This window comes from Pseudomonas sp. NPDC087814 (assembly GCF_044742865.1).
In the GTDB taxonomy this organism is placed as follows: domain Bacteria; phylum Pseudomonadota; class Gammaproteobacteria; order Pseudomonadales; family Pseudomonadaceae; genus Aquipseudomonas.
The window spans coordinates 26123-47750 of sequence record NZ_JBIUVK010000037.1 but is presented as its reverse complement, the minus strand read 5'-3'; the positions used below and the strand labels follow the sequence as shown (position 1 = coordinate 47750).

General features: G+C 61.6%; 21 protein-coding genes. 9 read left to right on the top strand and 12 right to left on the bottom strand.

What is annotated here, in order from left to right:
- The first annotated feature begins 157 nt into the window (after window positions 1-157).
- The 5 genes from ACIOMR_RS22600 (at window position 158) to ACIOMR_RS22580 (ending at window position 4593) form a co-directional block, all read left to right on the top strand.
- Window positions 158-463: a MazG-like family protein gene (locus tag ACIOMR_RS22600; RefSeq protein WP_401196466.1), complete on the top strand. Its 306-nt coding sequence runs from the start codon at window positions 158-160 to the stop codon at window positions 461-463.
- Window positions 460-1209 (top strand): methyltransferase domain-containing protein, encoded by a 750-nt coding sequence (locus ACIOMR_RS22595; RefSeq protein WP_003212930.1) that lies wholly within the window; start codon window positions 460-462, stop codon window positions 1207-1209. The genes ACIOMR_RS22600 and ACIOMR_RS22595 overlap by 4 nt, the downstream gene beginning before the upstream one ends.
- A 24-nt stretch (window positions 1210-1233) precedes the next feature.
- A complete protein-coding gene (locus ACIOMR_RS22590; protein ID WP_063033315.1) occupies window positions 1234-1839 on the top strand; it encodes a DUF4136 domain-containing protein in 606 nt (201 codons plus the stop codon).
- A 45-nt stretch (window positions 1840-1884) separates the two neighbouring features.
- Complete coding sequence (locus tag ACIOMR_RS22585; RefSeq protein ID WP_003212927.1) at window positions 1885-2442, top strand: DUF4136 domain-containing protein; 558 nt, start codon at window positions 1885-1887, stop codon at window positions 2440-2442.
- 129 nt (window positions 2443-2571) lie between these two features.
- Window positions 2572-4593: a pilus assembly protein TadG-related protein gene (locus ACIOMR_RS22580; RefSeq protein ID WP_401196462.1), complete on the top strand. Its 2022-nt coding sequence runs from the start codon at window positions 2572-2574 to the stop codon at window positions 4591-4593.
- Here the strand turns inward: ACIOMR_RS22580 and ACIOMR_RS22575 are convergent.
- Together ACIOMR_RS22575 and ACIOMR_RS22570 are read right to left on the bottom strand one after the other, a co-directional pair.
- The gene (locus ACIOMR_RS22575) at window positions 4590-7337 is read right to left on the bottom strand and encodes an ATP-binding protein (RefSeq protein WP_401196459.1); all 2748 of its coding nucleotides are present in this window, start codon (window positions 7335-7337) and stop codon (window positions 4590-4592) included. The two genes, ACIOMR_RS22580 and ACIOMR_RS22575, sit on opposite strands and share 4 nt — an antisense overlap.
- Window positions 7334-7774 carry a TadE/TadG family type IV pilus assembly protein gene (locus ACIOMR_RS22570; protein ID WP_003212919.1) on the bottom strand — a complete coding sequence of 147 codons (441 nt, stop codon included), beginning with the start codon at window positions 7772-7774 and terminating at the stop codon, window positions 7334-7336. Before ACIOMR_RS22570 ends, ACIOMR_RS22575 begins: the two co-directional genes overlap by 4 nt.
- A gap of 71 nt (window positions 7775-7845) precedes the next feature.
- On the opposite strand from ACIOMR_RS22570, the gene ACIOMR_RS22565 reads away from it, so the two are divergent.
- Together ACIOMR_RS22565 and ACIOMR_RS22560 are read left to right on the top strand one after the other, a co-directional pair.
- On the top strand, window positions 7846-8331 hold the full coding sequence (locus ACIOMR_RS22565) for a prepilin peptidase (protein ID WP_401196455.1): 486 nt from the start codon (window positions 7846-7848) through the stop codon (window positions 8329-8331).
- 114 nt (window positions 8332-8445) lie between these two features.
- Window positions 8446-9234, top strand: coding sequence for a response regulator transcription factor (locus tag ACIOMR_RS22560; RefSeq protein WP_003212915.1), 789 nt, complete (start codon window positions 8446-8448; stop codon window positions 9232-9234).
- On the opposite strand, the gene ACIOMR_RS22555 is transcribed toward ACIOMR_RS22560, so the two are convergent.
- Genes ACIOMR_RS22555 through cpaB form a run of 8 tightly spaced genes read right to left on the bottom strand, consistent with a single transcriptional unit; the run spans window position 9231 to window position 16676 of the window.
- Entirely contained in the window at window positions 9231-9503 is a 273-nt protein-coding gene (locus ACIOMR_RS22555) for a DUF3613 domain-containing protein (protein ID WP_177008343.1), read from the bottom strand. The genes ACIOMR_RS22560 and ACIOMR_RS22555 overlap by 4 nt on opposite strands.
- A 22-nt stretch (window positions 9504-9525) precedes the next feature.
- On the bottom strand, window positions 9526-10248 hold the full coding sequence (locus ACIOMR_RS22550) for a tetratricopeptide repeat protein (RefSeq protein ID WP_032899853.1): 723 nt from the start codon (window positions 10246-10248) through the stop codon (window positions 9526-9528).
- 11 nt (window positions 10249-10259) lie between these two features.
- Window positions 10260-11144, bottom strand: coding sequence for a type II secretion system F family protein (locus ACIOMR_RS22545; protein ID WP_087693099.1), 885 nt, complete (start codon window positions 11142-11144; stop codon window positions 10260-10262).
- Window position 11145: 1 nt separating this feature from the next.
- Complete coding sequence (locus tag ACIOMR_RS22540; RefSeq protein ID WP_003212908.1) at window positions 11146-12030, bottom strand: type II secretion system F family protein; 885 nt, start codon at window positions 12028-12030, stop codon at window positions 11146-11148.
- A gap of 11 nt (window positions 12031-12041) precedes the next feature.
- Window positions 12042-13313 carry a CpaF family protein gene (locus tag ACIOMR_RS22535; RefSeq protein WP_008438997.1) on the bottom strand — a complete coding sequence of 424 codons (1272 nt, stop codon included), beginning with the start codon at window positions 13311-13313 and terminating at the stop codon, window positions 12042-12044.
- The gene (locus ACIOMR_RS22530; protein WP_008438996.1) at window positions 13310-14500 is read right to left on the bottom strand and encodes a pilus assembly protein CpaE; all 1191 of its coding nucleotides are present in this window, start codon (window positions 14498-14500) and stop codon (window positions 13310-13312) included. Before ACIOMR_RS22530 ends, ACIOMR_RS22535 begins: the two co-directional genes overlap by 4 nt.
- Window positions 14497-15720, bottom strand: a complete 1224-nt coding sequence (locus ACIOMR_RS22525) for a type II and III secretion system protein family protein (RefSeq protein ID WP_008438995.1) — start codon at window positions 15718-15720, stop codon at window positions 14497-14499. The genes ACIOMR_RS22530 and ACIOMR_RS22525 overlap by 4 nt, the downstream gene beginning before the upstream one ends.
- A gap of 20 nt (window positions 15721-15740) precedes the next feature.
- Window positions 15741-16676, bottom strand: a complete 936-nt coding sequence (gene cpaB / locus ACIOMR_RS22520; protein WP_087693096.1) for a Flp pilus assembly protein CpaB — start codon at window positions 16674-16676, stop codon at window positions 15741-15743.
- A 315-nt stretch (window positions 16677-16991) separates the two neighbouring features.
- Between cpaB and ACIOMR_RS22515 the strand changes: the two genes are divergently transcribed.
- The gene (locus ACIOMR_RS22515) at window positions 16992-17183 is read left to right on the top strand and encodes a Flp family type IVb pilin (RefSeq protein ID WP_177122504.1); all 192 of its coding nucleotides are present in this window, start codon (window positions 16992-16994) and stop codon (window positions 17181-17183) included.
- Between the two features lie 64 nt (window positions 17184-17247).
- Window positions 17248-17655 carry a response regulator gene (locus ACIOMR_RS22510; RefSeq protein ID WP_003212897.1) on the top strand — a complete coding sequence of 136 codons (408 nt, stop codon included), beginning with the start codon at window positions 17248-17250 and terminating at the stop codon, window positions 17653-17655.
- A gap of 115 nt (window positions 17656-17770) precedes the next feature.
- On the opposite strand, the gene ACIOMR_RS22505 is transcribed toward ACIOMR_RS22510, so the two are convergent.
- Both ACIOMR_RS22505 and ACIOMR_RS22500 read right to left on the bottom strand, forming a co-directional pair.
- The gene (locus ACIOMR_RS22505) at window positions 17771-19456 is read right to left on the bottom strand and encodes a ShlB/FhaC/HecB family hemolysin secretion/activation protein (RefSeq protein ID WP_087693095.1); all 1686 of its coding nucleotides are present in this window, start codon (window positions 19454-19456) and stop codon (window positions 17771-17773) included.
- Between the two features lie 175 nt (window positions 19457-19631).
- Entirely contained in the window at window positions 19632-21344 is a 1713-nt protein-coding gene (locus tag ACIOMR_RS22500; protein WP_256347372.1) for a collagen-like triple helix repeat-containing protein, read from the bottom strand.
- Window positions 21345-21628: the final 284 nt, after the last annotated feature.

The following is a 21628-nucleotide window of genomic DNA, read 5'->3' as shown; positions in this document are numbered from 1 at the left end:
TGTCCTGATAAGACGGTGGGCGTAGCTGCCGAACCTGAGCCTTTGTTCGTTATTGGCCCAAGCTAGTTCCCTTCTAGCATAGAGGTTTACGGGCCGCAGGGATTCACTTGCCTTCGCGCGGCTTGCGCCCGAAGCTATACACCTTCAGGAGCCCCCCATGAACCTCGATCACCTCACCGAACGCCTGCACCGCATCCGCGATACCAACGACTGGAAGCAGTTCCACAGCCCCAAGAACCTGGCCATGGCCGCCAGCGTCGAAATGGCAGAGCTGGTGGAAATTTTCCAATGGTTGAGCGAAGACCAGTCGCGCGAGTTACCCGCCGACAAACTCGCCCATGCCGGCCAGGAAGTCGGTGACATCGTGCTGTACCTGCTGCTGTTGTGCAGTGAATTGGGGTTGGACATGGATCAGGTGGTAAAGGCCAAGCTGGCCGACAGCGAACGGCGGTTTGCCAAATGAGCGACCGTCATTTCGACCAGTTGGCCACCCGCTTTGCCGAGAAGATCTATGGCGGTGCCAAGGGCGCGATTCGCCTGGCGGTGCTGCAGGCCGACCTGATTGAAGCGCTGCCGGACCGCCCGCTGCGGGTACTGGATATCGGCGCGGGGCTGGGCCATATGTCGCTGTGGCTGGCCGAGCGCGGCCACGATGTAACCCTGGCCGAACCCGCCGAGCCGATGCTCGAAGGCGCGCGCCAGCGTTTCGCCGAAGCCGGGCAGACCGCCACCTTCATTCAGGCACCCTGGCAGGACCTGCTGGGCCAGCTCACCGAACCCTATGACCTGGTGCTGTGCCACGCCGTGCTGGAATGGCTGGCTGAACCCCATGCGATCCTGCCGGTGCTGCACCAGTTGACCGCGCCCGGTGGCTGGCTGTCGTTGGCTTTCTATAACCGCGACGCCTTGATTTACCGCAACCTGCTCAAAGGCCACTTCCGCAAAATGCGCAAGAACGACATGGCCGGTGAAAAGCAGAGCCTCACGCCGCAACAACCCCTGGACCCACGGGAGTTGGCGACGCAACTAGAGGGCCTGTGGCAGGTCGAAACCCAAAGTGGCGTGCGGGTGTTCCACGACTATATGCCGGTGGAGTTCCAGGCCCGCGCCGAGTTGCTGGATTTGTTGGAGATGGAGCTCGCACACCGTCGTCACCCAAGCTTTGCCGGACTTGGGCGTTATTTGCACTGGATCTGCCGTCCGGTTTAAGCGGCCCAGTCTGCGGAGGTCGAAATGAAGCGCTGTCTTGGACTGATCCTGCTGGGCCTGGGCCTGGCGGGTTGCCAAAGCCCCAACCCGTATGTGGCGGCGTCTGCCCCGATGCCGCCGGCGCCTGCCCAGGCGGCCAACACCTTTGATGCCAGCGCCTACCCGGCGCCGGTGCGCGACTACGGCGCCTACCGCAGTTGGGCCTGGCTCAACAACCAGCTGCCGGCGGGCTCGGCCTGGGCGGATTCGGCGCAGATTGCCGAGGCGGTCAGCGGCGCCCTCGACCAGCGCGGCCTGCGCCCCTTGCATGACAACCGCGCCCCCGACCTGCTGGTAAGCGCCGACGTGCGCCTGGAAAAACGCCTGCGCCAGGTCCAGGACGACTATGGCTACGGTTACGGCGGTTATAACCGCTACGGCAACGGCTACGGCATGTACAACAGTGTGCCGGTGGTACGCACTTATGAAGTGACGGTGGCCGTGGCGCGCATCAGCCTGTTCGACGCGCGCACCCGCCAGCCGGTATGGAGCACCAGCGCCGAAACCACGAGCCAGGGCAGCCTCAGCGAGCGCGCCGATTCGCTGCGTGAGGCGATGCAAAAGGCAATGACTGCCTACCCACCCAGTTAGCAGCTATTCTCATCTCAGGCCCGGATTGTCTTTTGGAGAAAAACCATGCTTCGTCGTATTGCTGCACTTGCTGTTGTTGTGTTGCTGGGCGGTTGCCAGACCAGCCAGGTCAACCATGATTTCGACGCCAGCCGGGACTTTGGCGCCTACCGCAGCTGGAGCTGGAAAGAACCCGCGCTGCAATACCGCCCGGATGACCCGCGGATCAAGAGTGACCTCACCGAACAGCGCATCCGCCAGGCCGTGGGCGAGCAGCTCGACCAGCGTGGCCTGCGTCCTGCGGCGCCGGGCACCAAGGCTGACCTGAATGTACAGACCTACCTGATCGTCGAAGACCGCCAGCAACAAGTCACCACCAATTACGGCGGCGCCTGGGGCGGCCCGTGGAATGGTTACTGGGGCGCGCCGATGTATAACGAAACCCGCAACATCACCTACAAGGTCGCGACCATCCAGATTGACTTGCTCGACGGCAAGGACGGCAAGCTGGTGTGGCGTGGCAGCGATGAGCAGATCCTCGCCAGCTCGCCTGAACCCCAAGACCGCAGTGCCGCTATTCGTGCCACGGTGACCAAGGTGCTTTCCAACTACCCGCCGCATTGATCGCCTGATCAGCCCTCCGCCAGTCGTCGATCTATGGCGACTGGCCTGCAGCCCCCGCCGCTCTTGACTACACTCCCAAGCAACACAGGAGAGTAAGCGCTCGGCAGTGTGCCGGCAAAGGAGTGCTCGATGTCTCTTCGACTTCGTTCCGGTCACCACGCCGGGCCTGCAAGGCAGCGCGGTGCGGTTGGCTTGGTGGCGGTCTTGACCCTGGGCATGGTGCTGGTATTCATGTTGCTGGTGGTTGATAGCAGCCGTTTGTACCTGGAAAAACGCCAGTTGCAGGGGATTGCCGATATGGCGGCACTGGAGGCAGTGCAGCGTAAGGGGGATTGCCTGCCCGCCACCAATACCGCGCCCACCTATGCCGGTGCCAGCGCAGTGCGCAACGGTTATGTCATCCCGCCAGCAAACGCCCTGATAGTGAAATGCGGCGTGCTGACCACCGGCGCCACCAACCAGCGGGTGTTCTCCGCAGACGCGACCAAGACCGATGCCATCCAGGTGACTGCCTCGCGCCCGATCATGACCAGCGTTGCCGGGGGGGTCTGGGCGTTGTTCAGTGGTAGCGGCTACAACTTCAACACCCAGTTGTCTGCCGTCGCGGTGGCGGCGCCGAAGATCCTGCCGCCTCAGGCGCAATTGACGATCAAATCGACCCTGGTCACTGTGGACTCGAGCAAATCAGCAGCACTGAACCTGTTGTTCGGCCAACTCTTGGGCGGCTCACTAAACCTGAGCGTGGCAGGCTGGCAGGGCCTGGTAGACACCAACATCAACTTGCTCAGCTACCTCAATCAGTTGGCGTTGAACGTGGGCGTCACGGCCGGAGCCTACGATCAACTGCTGACCAAGACGGTCAAGATCAGTCAACTGGTCGACGCAGCCATTACGGTGCTCAGTGCCGGAGGCAATACGGCCAGCGTGGCGGTCAGCGGTCTTACCAGTATCAACGCGATAATCGGCAACCTTGATGTCACCCTGGGCAGCCTGCTTCAGCTGCAAACGGGGGCGGTGTCGGCGGGGCTGAACACCAGCCTGAATGTGTTCCAGCTGGCCGAAGCCTTTGTGCAATTGGCCAATACCAAGAACGGGGTGGTGGCGACCATCCCGGTGAATATTCCGGGCCTGGTGAATGCAGGTGTTCAGGTCAAGGTGATTCAGCCACCGCAGTTGTCCGCTATTGGCGATCCGCGGTTTGCCGTGGATAAAACTTCAGCAACCCGCATTTACGTAAAAACGGCTCAGATCAGCGTCGGCCTGACGTTAGGGTTGCCACCGCTGGATTCTCCCGCGGTGCAGGCCGCCCTGAACGGCTTGGTCGGGCCGCTTTCGGACGTTTTGAACAACTTGTTGAGCTTGAACCTGGGAGGCACCATCAGTTCGGTGCTGTGTGTACTGGGTGGTTATTGCCAGATGACGAATTTGCAGGTGCTGTCGTCATCCTCAAACCCGCCGGCCGCCAGGATAGATGTGGTCCTTCAACTGGGCACGGCTGAAAGCTATGTCACCGGGTTTACCTGCGTCAGCGACGCTACCAAGACCCTGACCACCCAGACCAATGCCTCGATCGTTACCGTGCAAATTGGCCAGAGCCCGCAACTGATCAACGCGTTTAACAGCAACACCACCCTTAATCCGATTCCTCCAGTGCCGGTGGTGGATATCGGATCCATTACCTGTTTCAAACCCTTGCTGGGCCTGGGGCCTACCACTTGTGATCCGTCCACCCGCAAACCGTTTTACGGGGGTGGCCTGGGCTTGAGCGTCAACAGTCCGGTGGGCGCTGCGACAAGTGCCTTGCCCCCCCATACGTACCTCCAACCGCCGGAAATCAACCTGCCGCCGCAGTACTACGCCTCATCGACAGCCAGCCTTCTCAGCGCGATCAGTAACGCGTTGAGCGGTATCCAGTTCCAGGTCTACAAGCCAACGGGGTTCAATCTGCTGGGAGGGTTATTGACGACGGCGGGCACAGTGCTAAACGGGCTCAACAGCACCTTGGGCACCGTGATTGGCGGAGTGCTCAGCCCTATTCTGGACCCGGTGGTGAACAGCCTGTTGTCGAACCTTGGGGTTAACCTGAACGCGGTGGAAGTGGGCGCCAACCTCAGTTGCCGGCCGCATGGGCAAGCGGCCCTGGTGAATTAGGCTTCAACCACCGGCAACTCCACACAAAACTTCGCCCCATGTTCACTGTTGGCGACGCTCAACCGGCCGCCCATGTTCTCGACAATGCCGTAGCTCACTGACAACCCGAGGCCGGTGCCCACGCCAATCGGCTTGGTGGTGAAGAACGGTTCGAAAATCCGCTCCAGCAGCCGTGGGTCAATCCCGCCGCCGTTGTCCTCGACCCAGATGCGTACGTGGCGGCTGTCCTGCTCGATCTGCACCGAGATCCACGGTTGCAGGTCGCGGTCGTGTTCGCGTTTGCTCAGCAGGGCATCGCGGGCGTTGACCATCAGGTTGATCAGCACCTGCTCCAGCTGGTCGACATAGCCTTTGACCTGCACCGTCACGTCTAGCTGTGCCACGCGCAGGTCCACGCCTTTGCCGCGCATGCCTTCACTGAGCAGCGACAGGGTGCCTTCCACCGCCTGCGCCGGGTTGAAGGGCTGCTGTTCGACTTCCGAACGGCGGCCGAACACCCGCATGTGGTCTACCACGCGGGCTGCGCGCTGGACCTGGGAGTCGATACGCTGGAGTTTTTCCGTCAGGTAGTCGATCTGTGCATCGCCGTTGCTCAAGCGCTTGAGCACGTTGACGATGGCCATGCGCATCACATTCAACGGCTGGTTGATCTCATGGGCCAGGCCGGTGGCCATTTCGCCGAGGGTGGCCATTTTGGCGCTTTGGGTCAGTTGCTGCTGGGAGCGGCGCACTTCGGTGTTGTCGCGGCCCACGGCCTGCACTTCCTGCAATTGGCCCTGTTCGTCGAACACGCCCCGGTCCGACCACACCCACCAGGCATGTGTGCGCCCCGGCAGTTGCAGGCTGATTTCGGCGGTGCTCACCGGGAATTCCGGGGTGAGCTGGCGGATGCGCAGTACAAACGCCTCGTGTTGTTCGTCCGACAACCATTGGCTGAGGTTCATGCCCGGCAGCTGTCCAGGCAGGCATTCCATATAGTTGGCCAGGGGCGTGTTGCCGAAGGTCAGGGTCAGGTCCGGAAGGTAGCGGCAGATCATGGCCGGGGAGTCTTCCACGAGGATTCGATAGCGCTCCTCGCTTTCCTTGACCCGTTGCGCCGCCAGGGTCGTCTCGGTCACATCCAGCCACAGGCCCACGGCTTCCACGGGCAACCCGAGGTCGTCGCGCAGCAGCCGGGCTTCATCCAGCAGCCAGTGGTAATTGCCCTGTGTGTCGAGCACCCGGTAGCGACTGCGCACGCTGCCTTCGCGCAGCAGTTGGCGGGTACGGTCGAAGTAGAGGTCGCGGTCTTCGGGGTGGATCCACTGGTTCAGCGTCGCCGGGGTGAAGTCGGCCAGGGTGCGGCCAAGCAGCGGCAGCAAGCTGTCGCTGAAGAACACCGGTTGCAGCGTGCCCTCGACGTAGCGCTGCACATAGATCACAGCCGGGGAACTGGCGATCAGGTTATCCAGGCGTGCGTGGGCGGCGGCGGCCTGTTGCTCCTGGTTTTTTATGTCGCTGATGTCGAGCATGAAGCCCACCAGGCGGCGATGCTCACCCGAGCCCAACGCTTGCCCCTGCACGCGATACCAGATGGGGTTAAGCGCCGCGTCGGCACGTTGCAGGCGCACGCTGGTGGACAGCGGTTTGCCCAGGGTCTTCAGGTCTTGCAGGCGGCTGGCGAGTTCTTCCCGGTCGGCAGGGTGAATCAGCTTGAGCCACATGGGTAGCGACAGCTGTGTGATGGCCTCGCCTTGGCTCAGGGTGTGCAGCAGCGGTGGGGCGAGTTCGAGGTCTTCAGTGTGTGGGGACAGCTCCCACCAGCCGGTGCCGAGCAATCCTTGCAGCGCGTCGAGGCGTTCCAGCTGCTGTTGATGGCGCAGTTCGCGCAGGCGGCCGAGCAGCGGTGCCGCGAGGGCGGCGGTCAGTTGCAACCAGTCACGGTCGCTGGTGTGTTCCTGACGGTGATACACCCCGCACAGCAGCCATGCGCCCACGCCCAGTCCGTCGCGGTAGGGCACCAGAAAGCCATCGGTATTGCCAAACAGGCCTTGCAGGCGTGGGTGTTCGCTGTGGCCACGGTTTACCTCCAGGCTCACTGGCGCCGTGCCGCCCAGGCTGTCGAGGCTGGAGCCCAGGGCTTGGCCGTTGCTCCAGAGTACCGGCGCATCGTGGGCGGTGTAACAGCCCTCGATGCACCACGCCTGGCCCTGCTCATCCAGCAAGGCGATGGCGACGCAGGGGATGTGCCAGTGCTGGGAAATAGCCTGCAGAGTGTCTTGCAGTACTTCGGGCAGGCGCACCAGGCTGCAGACCCGCAGTTGCTCGCTGATCTGGTCGCTCACCCGTTGATTGTGTTCGCGCACCTGGGTGAGTTGGCGATGGGCAATCAGGTCGCCGATGTCCAGCAATTGCAGGAGCCAGCCCTTGCCATCGGGTTGAACCCAGCCACGGGTATGCAGGGTTTGCCCGGCGAGCCCCTTGAGCTCCAGGTCCAGGCTTTGCCCCTGCCAGTCGCTGGGCGTGCCCTCGATCACCAGGCGGCTCGCCGCAGTGAGGTAGTCGAGCAGCGAGGGTGCCTGTTGCTGTTGCGCAGCGGGGTGTTCGAGTCGATGGCGAAGCGGGCCATGGACATCCATTACGCGGCCCTGGGCGTCCAGGTAGAACAACAACGCGGCGGTTGCCGGGATCGCTGCCGGTGCGTCAGCAGGCAGCTGGTTGCCGCGTCCGAGCAGGCGGCCGAAGAGTTTATCGCCTGAGGTCAAAACTGCATGCTCGACTGGGCGGACAGCATGGGAGGCAGGGCGGGGACGGTACCGATGCCTGGCAGTACCAGGAACGGCAGCACACTTTGGAGGCTGGACGTCGGGTAGTTGATGTACACCGTCAACACGCCTGACGAGTTGTAGACGGCCGTCACGTACCCGGGAAGGAATTTGAACTGGGAGGGGATCCACGCCAGTTGTGCCTGCGCCGCACTGACGGCCTGCAGCGGCAGTGCCGTGACGTAGCCAGGCGTGGCGGGGTCCAGCGCGACGCTACGTCTTACGCCTTCGGCGGCGGCCTGGGTAAAGGACTGCATCAGCAATAACGGCAAGCTGTAGCTGACCAGGCCATAAAAAATGGCAAAAAAAATCATGAAGACCATCGCGAACTCCAGCGCGGCGGCACCTTTTTGCTTTTTAGCGAGGCCTTTTTTCATGACTCGTCTACCCTGACTACTACTACCTGATATCAGCATAGAATCATTCAGCAAAAAGGGATTTTTTTTACGTGATTCAAAGCCTCGTCCTGGTCGTTTGGCTCGCGCTGTGCGCTGTGCAAGATATCCGTCTACGTCAGGTCTCCAACCGTTTGACCCTCGGCGCAGCCTTGCTGGCGTTGGGTTACCTGTTCTGGAGCGGTACGACCTGGCTCGGTGCACCGGCTGTCGAGGGCGGCGTGGCCTTTGTCCTGGCGTTGTTGTTCACCCTGCCGGGGTACGCGCTGGGCCGCCTGGGCGCCGGTGACGTGAAGCTGATCGCGGCATTGGGGCTGGCAACCGACTACCTCTACGTACTGGGCACTTTTATCGGCGCCGGCCTCGCGAGCGCAGCCTGGCTGTTGCTGGCGCCCAGGGTGTGGCCGCTGATGAATCAAGGGCTTAGGAATACCTTGCAGTACCTTGATCCGGCACATTCGGCCAGGCAGCCGTTCGTGCCTTTTTTACTGATTGGTTTTTGCATGTCCTGGTTTTGGATCCCATTAGTCGCCACGTAGGGTAACGCTATGTACATAGTAGGAAAGTACGTCTACGTTTATGGGTAAGTTGTATGGGAAAAATGGTCGGAATGGATACATCGGTCCTTTTGCTTGCCAGGCATGGAGTAGCGCGTGAACAAGCTTACCTCTCAAGTGAAAGTGCTCGTGGTGGACGATCAGCCTTTGATCGTGGAAGAGCTTTGCGAATTTCTTGAAAGCAACGGTTACCGTTGCGTCCCTTGCGCATCCAGCCAGGAAGCCATCGAGCGTTTTCGCGACGATGCCGAGATCGGCCTGGTGCTGTGCGATCTGCATATGCCCGAGATGGATGGCATCGAACTGGTCCAGGCCCTGCAACACCTGGCCGGCAAGCAACGGGTCTTTGAGGCCATCATGCTGACCGGGCGTGCAGACAAGCAGGACGTGATCAAGGCCTTGCGCGCCGGGATTGCCGATTACTACCAGAAGCCGATCAATTTGGGCGAGCTGCTCGAAGGGTTGCAACGCCAGGTGGTCGCGCTGCAGGACCGGCAGAAAGATCTCGACCTGGGGCACCTGAACCAGAAGCTGCAGTTTCTCTCGGCGTCCATCGATGACCTTTATCATGACCTCGACAAGGTGCGCAGCAGTCCGCAATCCGGCCTGTCGACTGAAGCCGAGGGTGAAGTCAGCGACACTGACCGGGTTGAAATACCGGCGATCTTCAATCAGTTGTCGCCCCGCCAACTGGATGTCGCAAGGCTGGTAGGCAAGGGCCAGACCAACTACCAGATTGCCTGTGAGCTGGGCATCACTGAAAACACCGTGAAACTCTACGTGTCCCAAGTGCTGCGCCTGACCCATATGCACAACCGAACCCAGTTGGCGCTGGCGTTATCGCCGAACAATTCTGCGGCGCGCCAGCGCGTCACTGCGCATTAGTTGTTGCTGCCTGGGGTGTTGCCGCCCAGTTTCTGGTCGTAGTACTCAGGAATAGGGTATTTGTAACTGTCCAGCAGGCGTTGCATGGCCTGGTCGCGTTCAGCGGGCGTGGCCTTCTGCCGGATGGGAGATGCGCGTTCGCCACTGACCTGCAGTTGCAGCCAGCCTTCGGTCTGTTTTTGCTGTGGCGAAGAAGGCCCCGGCTCAATAGCCAGCACCGTCAGCGGCAGGCTGGCGAACAGCAGCGTGGCGAGCAGTGTGAATTTCATCGTGTGTACTCCCTTTAGAGACCTATTTGACCGGCGCTTGCAGCACGTCGCCTACGGTTGCGACCTGATCTTTTGGCGCTGTCGTCGGTGAGACGGGCGCCTTGAGTTGCTGCGCCCGGGCCTGGGCTTGCGTCACTTGTTCCGGGCTCAGGCCCATGCGGCTGGCCACTTGTGCGGCTTGTTCCCAGTTGTCCTGGTAGATCATCAGCGTCACCAGATTGATCGCCGCCAGTTGATCGCTCTGCTTGAGCTCCATGGCCGTCAGGAATTCGAAGCGTGCATCTTCCACGCGCCGTTGATTGAGGTACACCACGCCCAGGTCGTTGCGGATTTTCTCGTCGGTGGGCGACATCCTGGCCGCGCGTTGCAAGTGCGCCATGGCCTGGCCGTTGTCTCCCCTGGCCGCTGCCAGCTGGCCGAGCCCGTGCTCGCCTTCGGCAGCCATGCAGGTGCCGAGCAGGCTGCGGTACAACGGTTCGGCTTCGCTGCGGCCCAGCAGGCGGTACACCTTGGCCTGGCGCTGGCGCACCTGGGGCAGGTTGTCCGGCAGGTTTTGCAGGTTGGCCAGGCTGGCGTGCAGCTTGCCCTCGTTGGCCATGTCGTCGGCCAGGTTCAGCGATAACTCCTGATTGGAGTTGGGCTTGGCACAACTGCCCTGCGCGCTGAAACCCGCCCACGGCAGTTGCCCGTTACTGGCGCAACCACTTAACAACAACAGGCTGCAGGCGACCATCAATGTCTTCATTGCATGTCCTCTCAAGGCACGAAGGCTTTGGCGATGGCGATAAAGCCAGGGCCGGCCAATACGATCAGTAATGCGGGAAACAGGAACAGCATCATCACCACGGACATTTTGGCGGACATCTTGGAAATGTATTCCTGCAGGCGGGTCAGGCGCCGGTCATCCAGCAACTGCTTGAGCGATTGCAGCGACTTCATCGCCCCGCCGCCCTGATGCAGAAGCTGCTGGAGGATCAGGCACGTGTCGCTGAGTTCATCGACGTCCAGCATCTGGCTGGCCTTGTTCAATTCCTCCCCCAACTCCAGCCCGGAATCGACGCGTGCCAGCACCAGGCGCAGTTCGGCGGTCAGTACCGGCAGCAACTTTTGCGCGTCGTAGGCCATGACCCGCAGCGCCTGCTCCACGGCCATGCCTGACTCAAACAGAATGCGCACCAGGGGGATGAAGGTCGCTACTTCCCGGGAGATTTTCCCCTGGCGCCTTTTGGCGAGTGCCACCAGTATTCGCTTGGGCAGCAGGTAGCCGATGATCAGGCCCAGCAGGGAGATCACAAACTCATGCTCGGTGCCGGGAAAGAACAGCTCCAGTGTCATCGCGGTCAGCCCCAGCAAAACTATCGGTGAACCGATCTGGCAAGCGGCGAACATCGAGCGTTGGCTGGTTTTTCTCCAGCCCATGCGGTTGAGCAGGATTTGGGTTTCGTTATCGAGGCTGATGGTGCGCTGGCCGATCCGGGTGCTGCCCAACTGGTGCAACCACTCACTCATTTTGTCATTGCGGCTTGGCTCGCCCTGCAGCCGCTGGGCGACCACGCGTTGTTGACGACGACTGCTCAGGATATTCGCCAGCAGCAGTGATAACGCGGCAAGAAACAATACGGCACTGATCAGTATCGCCATCTCAGATACTCCGCAACATGCGCCACAGCGCCACGCATCCGATGACTTGCAAGGCGAACGCACCGAGCATCAGGCGTTGGCCGCTGTGGTCATCCCACATGGCCATCAGGTACGTCGGATTAACGAGCAGGAAGTAGCCCGCGACACTCACCGGGAGCACCGCCAGCACCAGCGCGGTCACCCGGGTTTCACCGGTCATGGCGCGTAATTGCCGTGCGCCCTGGTCGCGCTCGCGGATCATCTTGATCAGGTTTTCCAGCAGCTCACTGGCGTTGCCGCCGTAGCGGTGGTTGACCTTGAGGCCCAGGGCAAACAGGCGCAATTCATCCTGTTCATAAAACTCGGCATAGTCATGAGCGGCCTCCGGCAGGCTGACACCCAATTGCACATTGCGCTTGATACGGCCCATGGACTTTTTCAACGGGTCGTCACTGGCATCGATTCCGCTCAGGATGGCGTCCGCCAGGGTGCGTCCGGATTTCAGGCTGCGTACGGCGTGATCGAGCAATTGCGGGAGTTGTTCGATCATCCGGCGCAGCCGCCGCTGGTAGCGTACGGCGATGTACAGGCGCAGTGCCAAGGGCGGTGCCGCCACCATCACAAACAAGCCTATCCACTGGCCCACGAGCCCCCCCAGCAGGGCGCCAAAGGCCCACAGGGTCAGCCACAGGCCGAGGCGCTCGGTTGGCCGGCCGAGGCCTGCACGGATAAACGTGCGTTCCAGGCTGGTGGTCACCGCGTTGTCTTTCATGGCCTGGGGTTGCCCTTCGGCCAGGCGTTCCAATACCCGGTCGGTCTGGGCCTTGCGCAAACCGTTGCGCATCAGGCCTATCCCCAGCACCAGAAGGGCCACGGCGAGCAGGGCGAGCAGAATCGGACCGATCATCGGGTTGCCTCCTACACCGGCAGGTGACCTTCGTGACGCAACTTGTCACCGGCCGGGTTGACCGCTTCGCGCAGGAAGCCAAAGCCGGTGCGCTTGTCGTGGCGAAACAGGGTGTTGGTGACGTACACGTCTTCGCGGATGCCCACCACTTCCACCACTTCGCTGACACAGCGGCGGCCATCGGGCAGGCGCGTCAGCTGGATCACCACATCCAGCGCCGCGCAGATCATTTGCCGCAGGGTTTTTTCCGCGACGACCCGGCCGGTCAGGCCCACCAGGGTTTCCAGGCGCAGCAAGGCGTCCTGGGCGTTATTGGCGTGCACGGTACTCATCGAGCCGTCGTGGCCGGTGTTCATGGCGGTCAACACATCGATGACCTCCACGCCCCGGATCTCGCCGAGGATGATCCGGTCGGGGCGCATCCGCAGGGCGTTGCGGATCAAGTCACTGGCCTTCACTTCCCCATGCCCCTCGGCATTGGGCGGGCGGGTTTCCAGGCGCACAACGTGGGGATGGCCCAGTTGCAACTCGGCCACGTCTTCGATGGTGACCAGGCGCTCGCGGGGGTTGATCAACTGGCTGAGAATGTTCAACAGTGTGGTTTTACCGGTGCCGGTACCGCCGCTGATCAGGATGTTGCAGCGCTTGCCGACGGCTTCCTTGAAAAAATCGAAAATGGCCTGGTCGATGGTTTGCATGGCCACCAGGTCGCTGCTTTTAAGCATGTCCTTGCGAAACTTTCGAATCGACAGGCACGGCCCGTCCAGGGCAATTGGCGGAATGATCGCATTGACCCGGCTGCCATCGGGCAGGCGCGCATCGACCATCGGCGACGACTCATCCAGCCGGCGTCCCAGGGGGGCGAGGATGCGCTGCATGACCCGCTCGACATGGTGGTCGTCAATGAAGCGCAAGTCACTTTGTTGCAGCAGGCCATCGCGTTCGACGAATACCCGGTGCGGGCCGTTGACCAGGATCTCGGTGACGGTCGGGTCGCGCAGCAGCACTTCCAGCGGGCCGAAACCGGTCAGCTCATCGACGATCTCTTCAGCCAGGCGCTCCATCTCATAGCGGGAAATCGCCAGGTGCATACGTGTGATGTATTCGGCCACCTTGTCGATCACAAACTGCGCCAGGGACTGGCGTGTGCCTTCCAGCAGATTTTTTCCCGAATCCTCGATGGCATCGATGATGTAGCGATGCAGCACCAGCTTCAGGCCGTCGTGATCAGTGTTGCCGACGTTGCCGCGCGGGGCGACGCCAAACAGCTTCTCGCCGTTCATTTGGTCCTCAGAAGGCGGTTGAGCCAATTGGTGGAGGGTTTTTCCAGGCCCTCGGAGCGTTTTGCCAGGCGCTCACCCAAGCCGCGCAACGTCTGTGTCAGGGCTTCCCGTGGGGCCAGGGAGAACAGGGTCTGGGCCTGGTTCTTGGCACTCAGGCGCACTTCCGGGCTCCAGGGCAGGACGGCGATTACCTCCAGCCCGAAGCTATTGCCCAGTGCCTCCGAGTCCGGGGCGGCCCCCTTTAGGTAGCGGTCTACCAGCAGGCGGGCATGGTCGAGTTTCATGCCTTTTTCCCGCCACAGGTTGAGTACGGCCAGGTTGCGGCGGCAGTCCGGCACGCTTTGGTCGGTGCACCACAGCAGTTTGTCGCAATGGCTGACAAAGGTGCGCAAGGCTTCGCTGTCGGGTTGGCCGGTCAGGTTCACCACGATGTGCTGGAAGTGCTGGCGCAGGGCGCTGAGCAACATGTACAACTCGGCCGCGCTGGTACGCTCCAGGGGCTCGTCGTTGTTGTGGTAGGCGAGGATGCGCAGACCGGCTTCGGCGGTGGTGAAGGCGCTGTTGATCAGGGTTGAGTCCAGGCGCCGCAAGTGACGCAGGGCGTCGCCGAAATGAAAAGAACTCTCCAGCCCCAGCAGTGCGAGGCTGTCAGCGAGTGGCAGGCCCAGGTCGAGCAACAGCGTTTGCTGCCCGCTTTTTTGCACCACCAGCGCCAGGTGGCTGGCGATCAGCGCGCCGTCGGCATTGCCTTGGGTGCCGTAGAGCACGGTCAGTCCGCCCAAATGGGTATTCGGGGTGACCGCCGGCAAGCGTTTGCTCAGGCGCCGAACCAGGCCGGCAACCTCACTGGAGCGCGAGCCGTAGGCCACGAAATCCCGTGCGCCGGCGCGCATCGCGTTCAGTACAAGCTGGTTGTCCATGCCATCGCCCAAGGCCACGATGGCAAGCATCGGCTTGGCTTCCAGGGCACCTTCGATCAGGGCGCACTGGGTGGTGACGTGTTCCCGGTCCAGGCCGATGAACACCAGGTTGGCGAACGTCACGTCTACCAGTGCCAACAGTTCGTCGAGGCTGCCGGCACCGGCGCTGACCACTTGCCCCAGGGGCGCGAGTGCGCCCTGAAGCCATTCCAGATCCGTGGTGTTGCGGGTAATTGCCAAAAAGGTCTGGCTCAGGCTCTCACTCATTCGGACAGTCCACTGCGGCGGTCGAAATTGCCGTTTTCGAGGAAATACAGGCGGTACCAGTTAGGGTCGTAATTGCGCAGCTTTTCCCCTGGCAAAGAAGGCAGTTGGGCGTTGGCCGCCAAGGGCTGCACGAGGTGCGGGGTGACGATCATCAGCAGCTCTTTTTCCTGGCGATTGATGCTGGAGTCGCGAAAGAATGCACCGAGGATCGGGATGTCACCCAGGCCCGGGAATTTGCTGACGCTGGAGGTGTTGTTGGTGCTGATCAGGCCGCTGATCACGAAGCTTTCGCCGTCGGCCAGGGAGATGCTGGTGTCGGTGCGCCGGATGGTCAGCGCCGGCACGGAGATACCCTGGATGTTGACCGCGTTGGTGTAGTCCAGCTCACTGACCTCTGGCGCGACCTTCAGGGAAATCCGCCCATGGTCGATGACGGTCGGGGTCAGGGTCAGGCGAATACCGAACTCTTTGTATTCGATGGAGATGGTGTTGCTGCCGCTGCTGGGCACCGGGATCGGTACTTCACCACCGGCGAGGAAGGTCGCACTTTGGCCACTGAGCGCCACCAGGCTCGGCCGGGCCAGGGTGTAGGCAAAGCCGCTGCTTTCCAGGGCGTTGATCATGGCCGAGACACGGCCGCCGCCAAAGCCGATGTTGAAGGTGTCGTTGTTCACCGGGAGCCCACGGAATCCTGTGGCCGCCGCGTTGGCAACATTGTTCGGGGCGCCGAACAGAAAGTTGCCGCCCCGGCCAAAGATCGAGGTACTGGCCTCCTTGAGTTTGGTGCGGCTCACTTCCACAAAGCGGATGTCGGTTTGCACCTGGCTGGGCAGGGTCGGGTCATCGGACGGCGACAGGGCCAGGCTGGTCAGGGCCGACGTGGCCTTGCCCTTGACGAACACCATGCTTTGGCGCGGGCTGCTGGAGCAGGCCGTCCAGACCATCAGGCTGGTGGTGCCCGAGGCGATGCCGGTGAGCAGGAACGCCTGGTTGCCGTTGACCTGCACATCGGCCACTTTCGGATCGCCAATGGCCAGCCGCGTAATCGGCACCGGCGACTGGATAGCCTGTTGAGCGCCTTCACCCACCTCCAGCACTGCCGGCAGCTGGCCCAGGCCCGTGCAGTTGCCGGGTGCTGCCAGTGCAACGCCGACAGGCAGGCTCAGGGTGAGAAGTGCCCAGAAAATTCGCGAAAAAGACCACACGAAACGACTGCTCATTCAAGGCATCCTTAGCTCTTTCAGGGCGTTTGTTGGGTAACCTGATTGCCACGTATTACTTCGACGCCTGAACGCCTTGGCGCACCATTGCCGGCGGGACTCAGGCCGTTGACGGGCGCTGTGCTGAAGGCCAGCTGGTTGAACTGGTAGAGCTCGCGCCGGGTGTTTTCCAGGTGGGTCGCGGACTCCGTTTCACCGGCCCAGTATTGGCTCAGCAGTTGTTCGTCTGCACTGCGTACAGCCAGGCGCAGTACGCCGGACTGGGCTGCGAGCATCAGCCGGCTCAGGAGCTCCTCCGGTACGGCGAGGAGTACCGTGCGCGCGCTGGCGCGACTCTGCTGCGCCTTGAGTTTTTCGTCGGGGGTGGTCGGTGGCACGGAGCCGGGCGTGCCGTCGTTGGTCAGCCCCAGTTGGTCGCCGACGCCCAGCAGGCGCAAGGCGGGCACCACGATTTGTGCGGACTGCTGCGGGTTGCTGGCTTCCTGGCGCAGGAAGAGCAGGACGTCCACATAGTCCCCCGGGGAGAGTTGCCCGCTGGCGCCGATCACTTCATCCACGGCGACGGCAAGCGCGCGTTCGTTAGGGCGGATCATTCGCGCCACGGTGCCGCCGGAGTTGAAGCTCTCCTCGGTCAGCCAGGTCCCGGCCGACAGCGGCCGCCACGGGATCTTGCCCACGGCCTGGTCGAGGCTGGTGAGGCTGCCGGCGGGAACCGTGCGCAGTTTTTCCAGGGTCAGGTCGGCGGCGGTGAGCGCAACAAAAGGTGCGACGTCATGGGCCAGCACCACCACGGGTTGGCGTGTCTGGTCTTCGGCTACGGGTTGCACGACTTCAGGTGTTTGGGGCACGGGCGGTGCGACAGGGGCAGGGCGGCTGAGTACCAGGCCCCAGTAGCCTGCAATCAGTGCACCTACCAACAGCAGCCCGGCGAGGATCAAGCTAATCCGACTGTTCATGAAGGCTCTCCCTTTCCTGCTGCATCCACTGCTGTTTCCACTAATGCTTGCGTATCCGGATCGCTTCAAGCTTCTAACTATTTCGCTATTTGAAGGTAGTTCAGCTAAGACAAAACGCCATTACCGGGCGAAAAATATCTCCAGAAACCTCTGCGAAAGTGGGATTTTTGGCGTCAGCCGGCCGACTAATACTTTGTGATTAATCAGTTCTTACAGTTGTTGGTCTGGGGTTTGTTGACAATGCTCTAGTGGCACACCGAAATCATTTTTGTGATGCCGCGATACCAGCGCCGTGGGCGCAAAGGAGAAGTCATTATGTTCCTTGATCTTATTCGCATGGGTTTCATCAAAGTCCAGATTTTTTTCTATTCCAAAGAGGGCGCATCGGGTATCGAATACGCACTGGTTGCGGCGATGGTCGCTGTGGCGCTGGCTGCTTTTATTACACCTATCCGGACCGCCATAACCGGCGTCTTCAACACGATACAGGCCGGCATTCATACCTGACTCCGGTACTCGCCTAAACGTGCAGGTTCCGCTGAATGATCTATTGCGTATCAGGCATTTCCACATGAACTCCTCTTCGGCTCCCCGGCAACAAATCCTTTTGGTGGATGACGAAGAGGACGCCCTTATTGAACTGGCCGAGTCGCTGGAGAATGAAGGCTTTGTCTGTTTTACCGCGACCTCGGTCACCTTTGCCTTGCAGGAGCTGACCCTGCACCCCGATATCGCACTGGTGATTACCGACCTGCGCATGCCCGAGGAAAGTGGTATTTCCTTGATCAAGCGTCTGCGCGAACACACCGCTCGCCAGCACTTGCCGGTGATCGTCATGTCCGGCCACGCCGAGATGGATGATGTCAGTGACATGCTGCGTCTGCAGGTGCTGGACCTGTTCCGCAAGCCGATCTACCTGGTGCGCTTGATCGATACCCTCAACAACCTCTTCCCCATCCCCAAGATCAGATTGATGTAGGAGTGAGCTTGTGTGGGAGCGGGCTTGCTCGCGAAAAACGTCAACGATAACGCGGGCAGTCTGGTTCCCCGCGTTGGCTGGACGTTCTTCGCGAGCAAGCTCGCTCCCACAGGGTTCAGAGTTGGTAGCTGAAACTCAGGGTATACCGCGGCCGCCGATTGAAGCTGTCCAGGGCGATATCCGACATTGGCTTGGCCGCTTCCAGCGCGATGTTGTAGTACTTGTTATCCCCGAAGCGCAGGCCCACCGCTGCCGATGACATGTTGTTGCCCTTGGCCGGCAGTTCGTTGAACCAGGTCTTGGCCTTGTCGAGCACCACGTACGGCTGCAGGATTTTTACCCACTCACCGCTGCGGTTGAAGCTGTAGTTGACCTCATACGCCACGCCCCAGCCCTTGTCGCCCGAGCCCTGGTCATCCGGGTAGCCACGCCCGAAATTCTGCCCGCCGAACGTCGCGCGTTCGCTGTCGGGCAGGGTGTCGTTGCTCCAGTAGAAGGCACCCGATGCCACGCCTTGCCAGTTGTCGAAGAACTTGTCGCTCTGTACGCCCGAGACGCGCAGGCGGAAGAAGTCGATGTCGGGTTTTATACCCTCGAAGTCACTCCGGGTGCTGGCGCCCAGGCCGTCGATGCCCTGGTACAGGCCGGCGCTGAGAATGCGCAGTTGGCGCGTGTCGGATTTGCGCCAGTCACCTTCGAACGCCAGGGCGCGCAGGTTGGTTTCCAGGTCGAAACGTTGCGGGAAACCCACCAGTTGATAACGGGTGGTCTGGTCCACGGCATAGAGTCGAGTGCCCAGGGTCAATGACTCGGTAGGGGAGGCAATCAGCGGATGGCTGAGGCCGACGGAGTAGCGGTCAACCTCCTGGTGTGGCTTGAGTTCAAAACCGCCGTCCAGCTGCACGTTGCTGCGCGGATCGGCGCGGTAGCGCTCGGCGTTGACCACCAGTTGAGTGCCCTCGGCATTCACGAACTGGCTGTAGCCCAGGCGGTAGTAGTGCTCCTTGTCCTCGCCGGGCGGGAACAGGCCGCTGACGCTCAGTTGTTCGCCCATGGATGTCTGGGAATTGCTGGTGCCGGTGATCAGGGCTTGCAGGCCGCCACGGCTGTCGTCCGTCATGCTCATGCTGCTGGTGAAGGGTTTGCGCGAGGCCTGGATCTGCATGCGCGTGCCGCCATCGGTGGTGCCCGGCGGCGGTACTTGCGCCTGCAGCGTTACACCTGGAATGCGGCCCATCAAGGTGGTGTAGCGTTCGAAGGTCTTGCGGGTCAGCGGGCGCTCGGCCAGCAGCTTGGCCGCCAGTTTGTCGACGTAGGCCGAGACCGAGCCAATGTCGCCCTGCACGTTGTAATCCTTGATGTAGCCCTCCACCAGCACCACGCGCACCAGGCCGTTTTCGAAGCGCTGGTCGGGCAGGTACGCGTAGGACAACAGATAGCCGTCCTGCTGGTAGCGGCGGGTGATGCCGCGGGTGGCTTCGATCAGTTGTGCCAGGTTGGTTTCATGGCCAATCAGCGGTTCGAAAACCTTGGCCACATCCTGGAGCGGGTAGATCGTCCCACCGTCGATTTGCAGCTTGCGGATGGTCACTTTGGTGTCCATCAACAATGGCTGGCCCTGGGTTGCCGCCGGCTCGGGCAGTTGGGTCTGTGGGGTGACCGGGCGATAGGCATCGGCGGGGAGGTTGGGCACCGGCAGGTTGCGAATGGTGTCGTTGCTGTTGAGGTAGCTGGGCAGGGTCTCGGCATGGACGCTGGCAGCAATGAGGGTGAGCAGAAACAAAGGCGTCAAGGCGCGCATAGGACACTCCATGGTCAAAACTGCTGCAGCGTTTTCGCTAGGCCCGCCGGGTTCTGGGACACGGTTCGCAAAGCCATTCATTGGCCAATAAAAAAGACGAGAGACTCGTTGGAATCTCTCGTCTCAACCAAGCGTAGGCGCTGTAGGGGAGGCCGTCTAATGGCCAGGTGCAATTCTATTTTTTGCCGGTCAGCCCACCGAGCAGACCTCCCAGGCCGCCGCCTGTGTTTGCATTTGCATTGGCAGTGCCCGTAGCGGAGGCACCGGCACCCACGTTCAAGCCACCGAGCAGACCGCCACCGTTACTGCTGGTGCCGCCGGTTACCAGGCCACCCACCGAGCCGACGGTATTGCCGACGGCATTCAGGGTACCGCCCACAGCGTTAGTCACCGGATTGGCATTCGCCGCCGTCAGGTTGGTGCCCAGGCTGCTGACTGCGCCGCCGACCTGGGTAACCAGACCATTCACCGGTGCGCCGATACCGGTGCTGGTGCCGATGTTTTGCGTCAGATTGGCAACACCCGAGGTCACTGGGTTGAGTGCGGTGCCAACATTGGTCGCCAGGCCTGCAACGGGAGCCGTGGCTGCAGTGTTGGCCACGCCATTGCCACCGATCAGGGTGCCGAGCGACGCGACGGTGTTACCCACTTGGCCGCCGGTCACACCGGCTGCACTGACAGTGCCGTTGGTGTTGCCGGCATTCAGGCCGTTGCCGACGTTGGCGACAAGACCGCCGACGAGTTCAGGCAGGCCCGATTGAGGGGTCGTGGTGGCCGGGTTGACGTAACCGCTCGACTTATCAAGGGTGGTGCCAACACCAGTCAACACGCCACCGACGAGCGTCCCGACAGGGTTGCCTGCGCCGCCGGCGCTGGCCACCTGGCCGCCAAGGCCGGTGACAGTGGAGCCGACTTTATCCAGTACGCCGCCGACCGGGTTGCCCAGGCCTGTTTTATTGCCCAGGTTGCCGGTGGTGTTTTCCACCAGGGAGACCACCGGTACCAATACGCTTTTACCCACCGTATTGGTCACGCTGCCCAATGGCCCGGTGGTGCTGGCAGTGCTCAAGGTATCGCCGAGCATGGTGACGGCCTGGCCGACCTGATCAACCACGCCACCTGCCGCACCGCCCACGCCACCGGTCAAGCCGCCGACGACGGGAATGCCGCCGAGGGTGGTGCCCAGGGATTTGCCGGTGTTGGAAACGCCGGTGCCCAGGTCGGCAACGCCATCGGCCACACCGGCAACGGTTGTGCCCACGGAGTTGCTATTGGTACCCAGCGTGCCCAGGCCGTTGCTCAAGCCGCCGCCGATACTGTTGACGGCGGTGCCTGTCGCGGTGACCAGCCCGCCGGCAGTGGTGCCGACAATGGGAACCGTGGTCAGGGTTGTGCCCAGGTTACCTACCGTGGTGCCGACATTACCGACGACACCGCCCACAGCGCCTACTACCTGGCCGGTGACCAGGGGAGTGGTCGAGCCAGTGCCGCCGCCAGTGCCTCCACCGGTGCCTCCACCAGTGCCGCCGCCGGTGCCACCACCGGTACCTCCACCAGTACCGCCGCCGGTGCCACCACCGGTGCCACCACCGGTGCCGCCGCCAGTACCACCGCCAGTGCCGCCACCGGTACCACCGCCGGTACCTCCACCAGTGCCGCCGCCGGTGCCACCACCGGTACCTCCATCAGTGCCGCCGCCAGTGCCACCACCGGTACCGCCGCCGGTGCCTCCACCTGTTCCACCGCCAGTACCGCCGCCAGCATCCGGAGAGGAGGCTGCGACGCTACTGTGATGACCACCACCACCGCTGCTGCAGCCTCCGAGGCTTACTGCCAGAATCAGGGCCAGCGCGGTACTTGCTTTCCACAACACGACTTGAGTTTTCATGATTGAGTTCCTTGCACCTGGTACAGCCTTTGTTGTTTTCGAAGTTCGCTGTTTCTAGGGACAGCGATACATTCGTCCGTTATGGCTATAACAGTCCCAGGTGCGCGCTCTCGCAACGCTCAACTTGGTATTAACGATTTATATACACGAAGAGTTAGTTTGCTTAACGACTAATACCAAGGGTGTAGAAGGCAGCGGTGTTTAAGTTGTAAGTTTATTAAAATCAATGAGTTGATAAGAGTAGCGAGCTATCGATAGCTCGCTATAACTTAGGATGTATATAT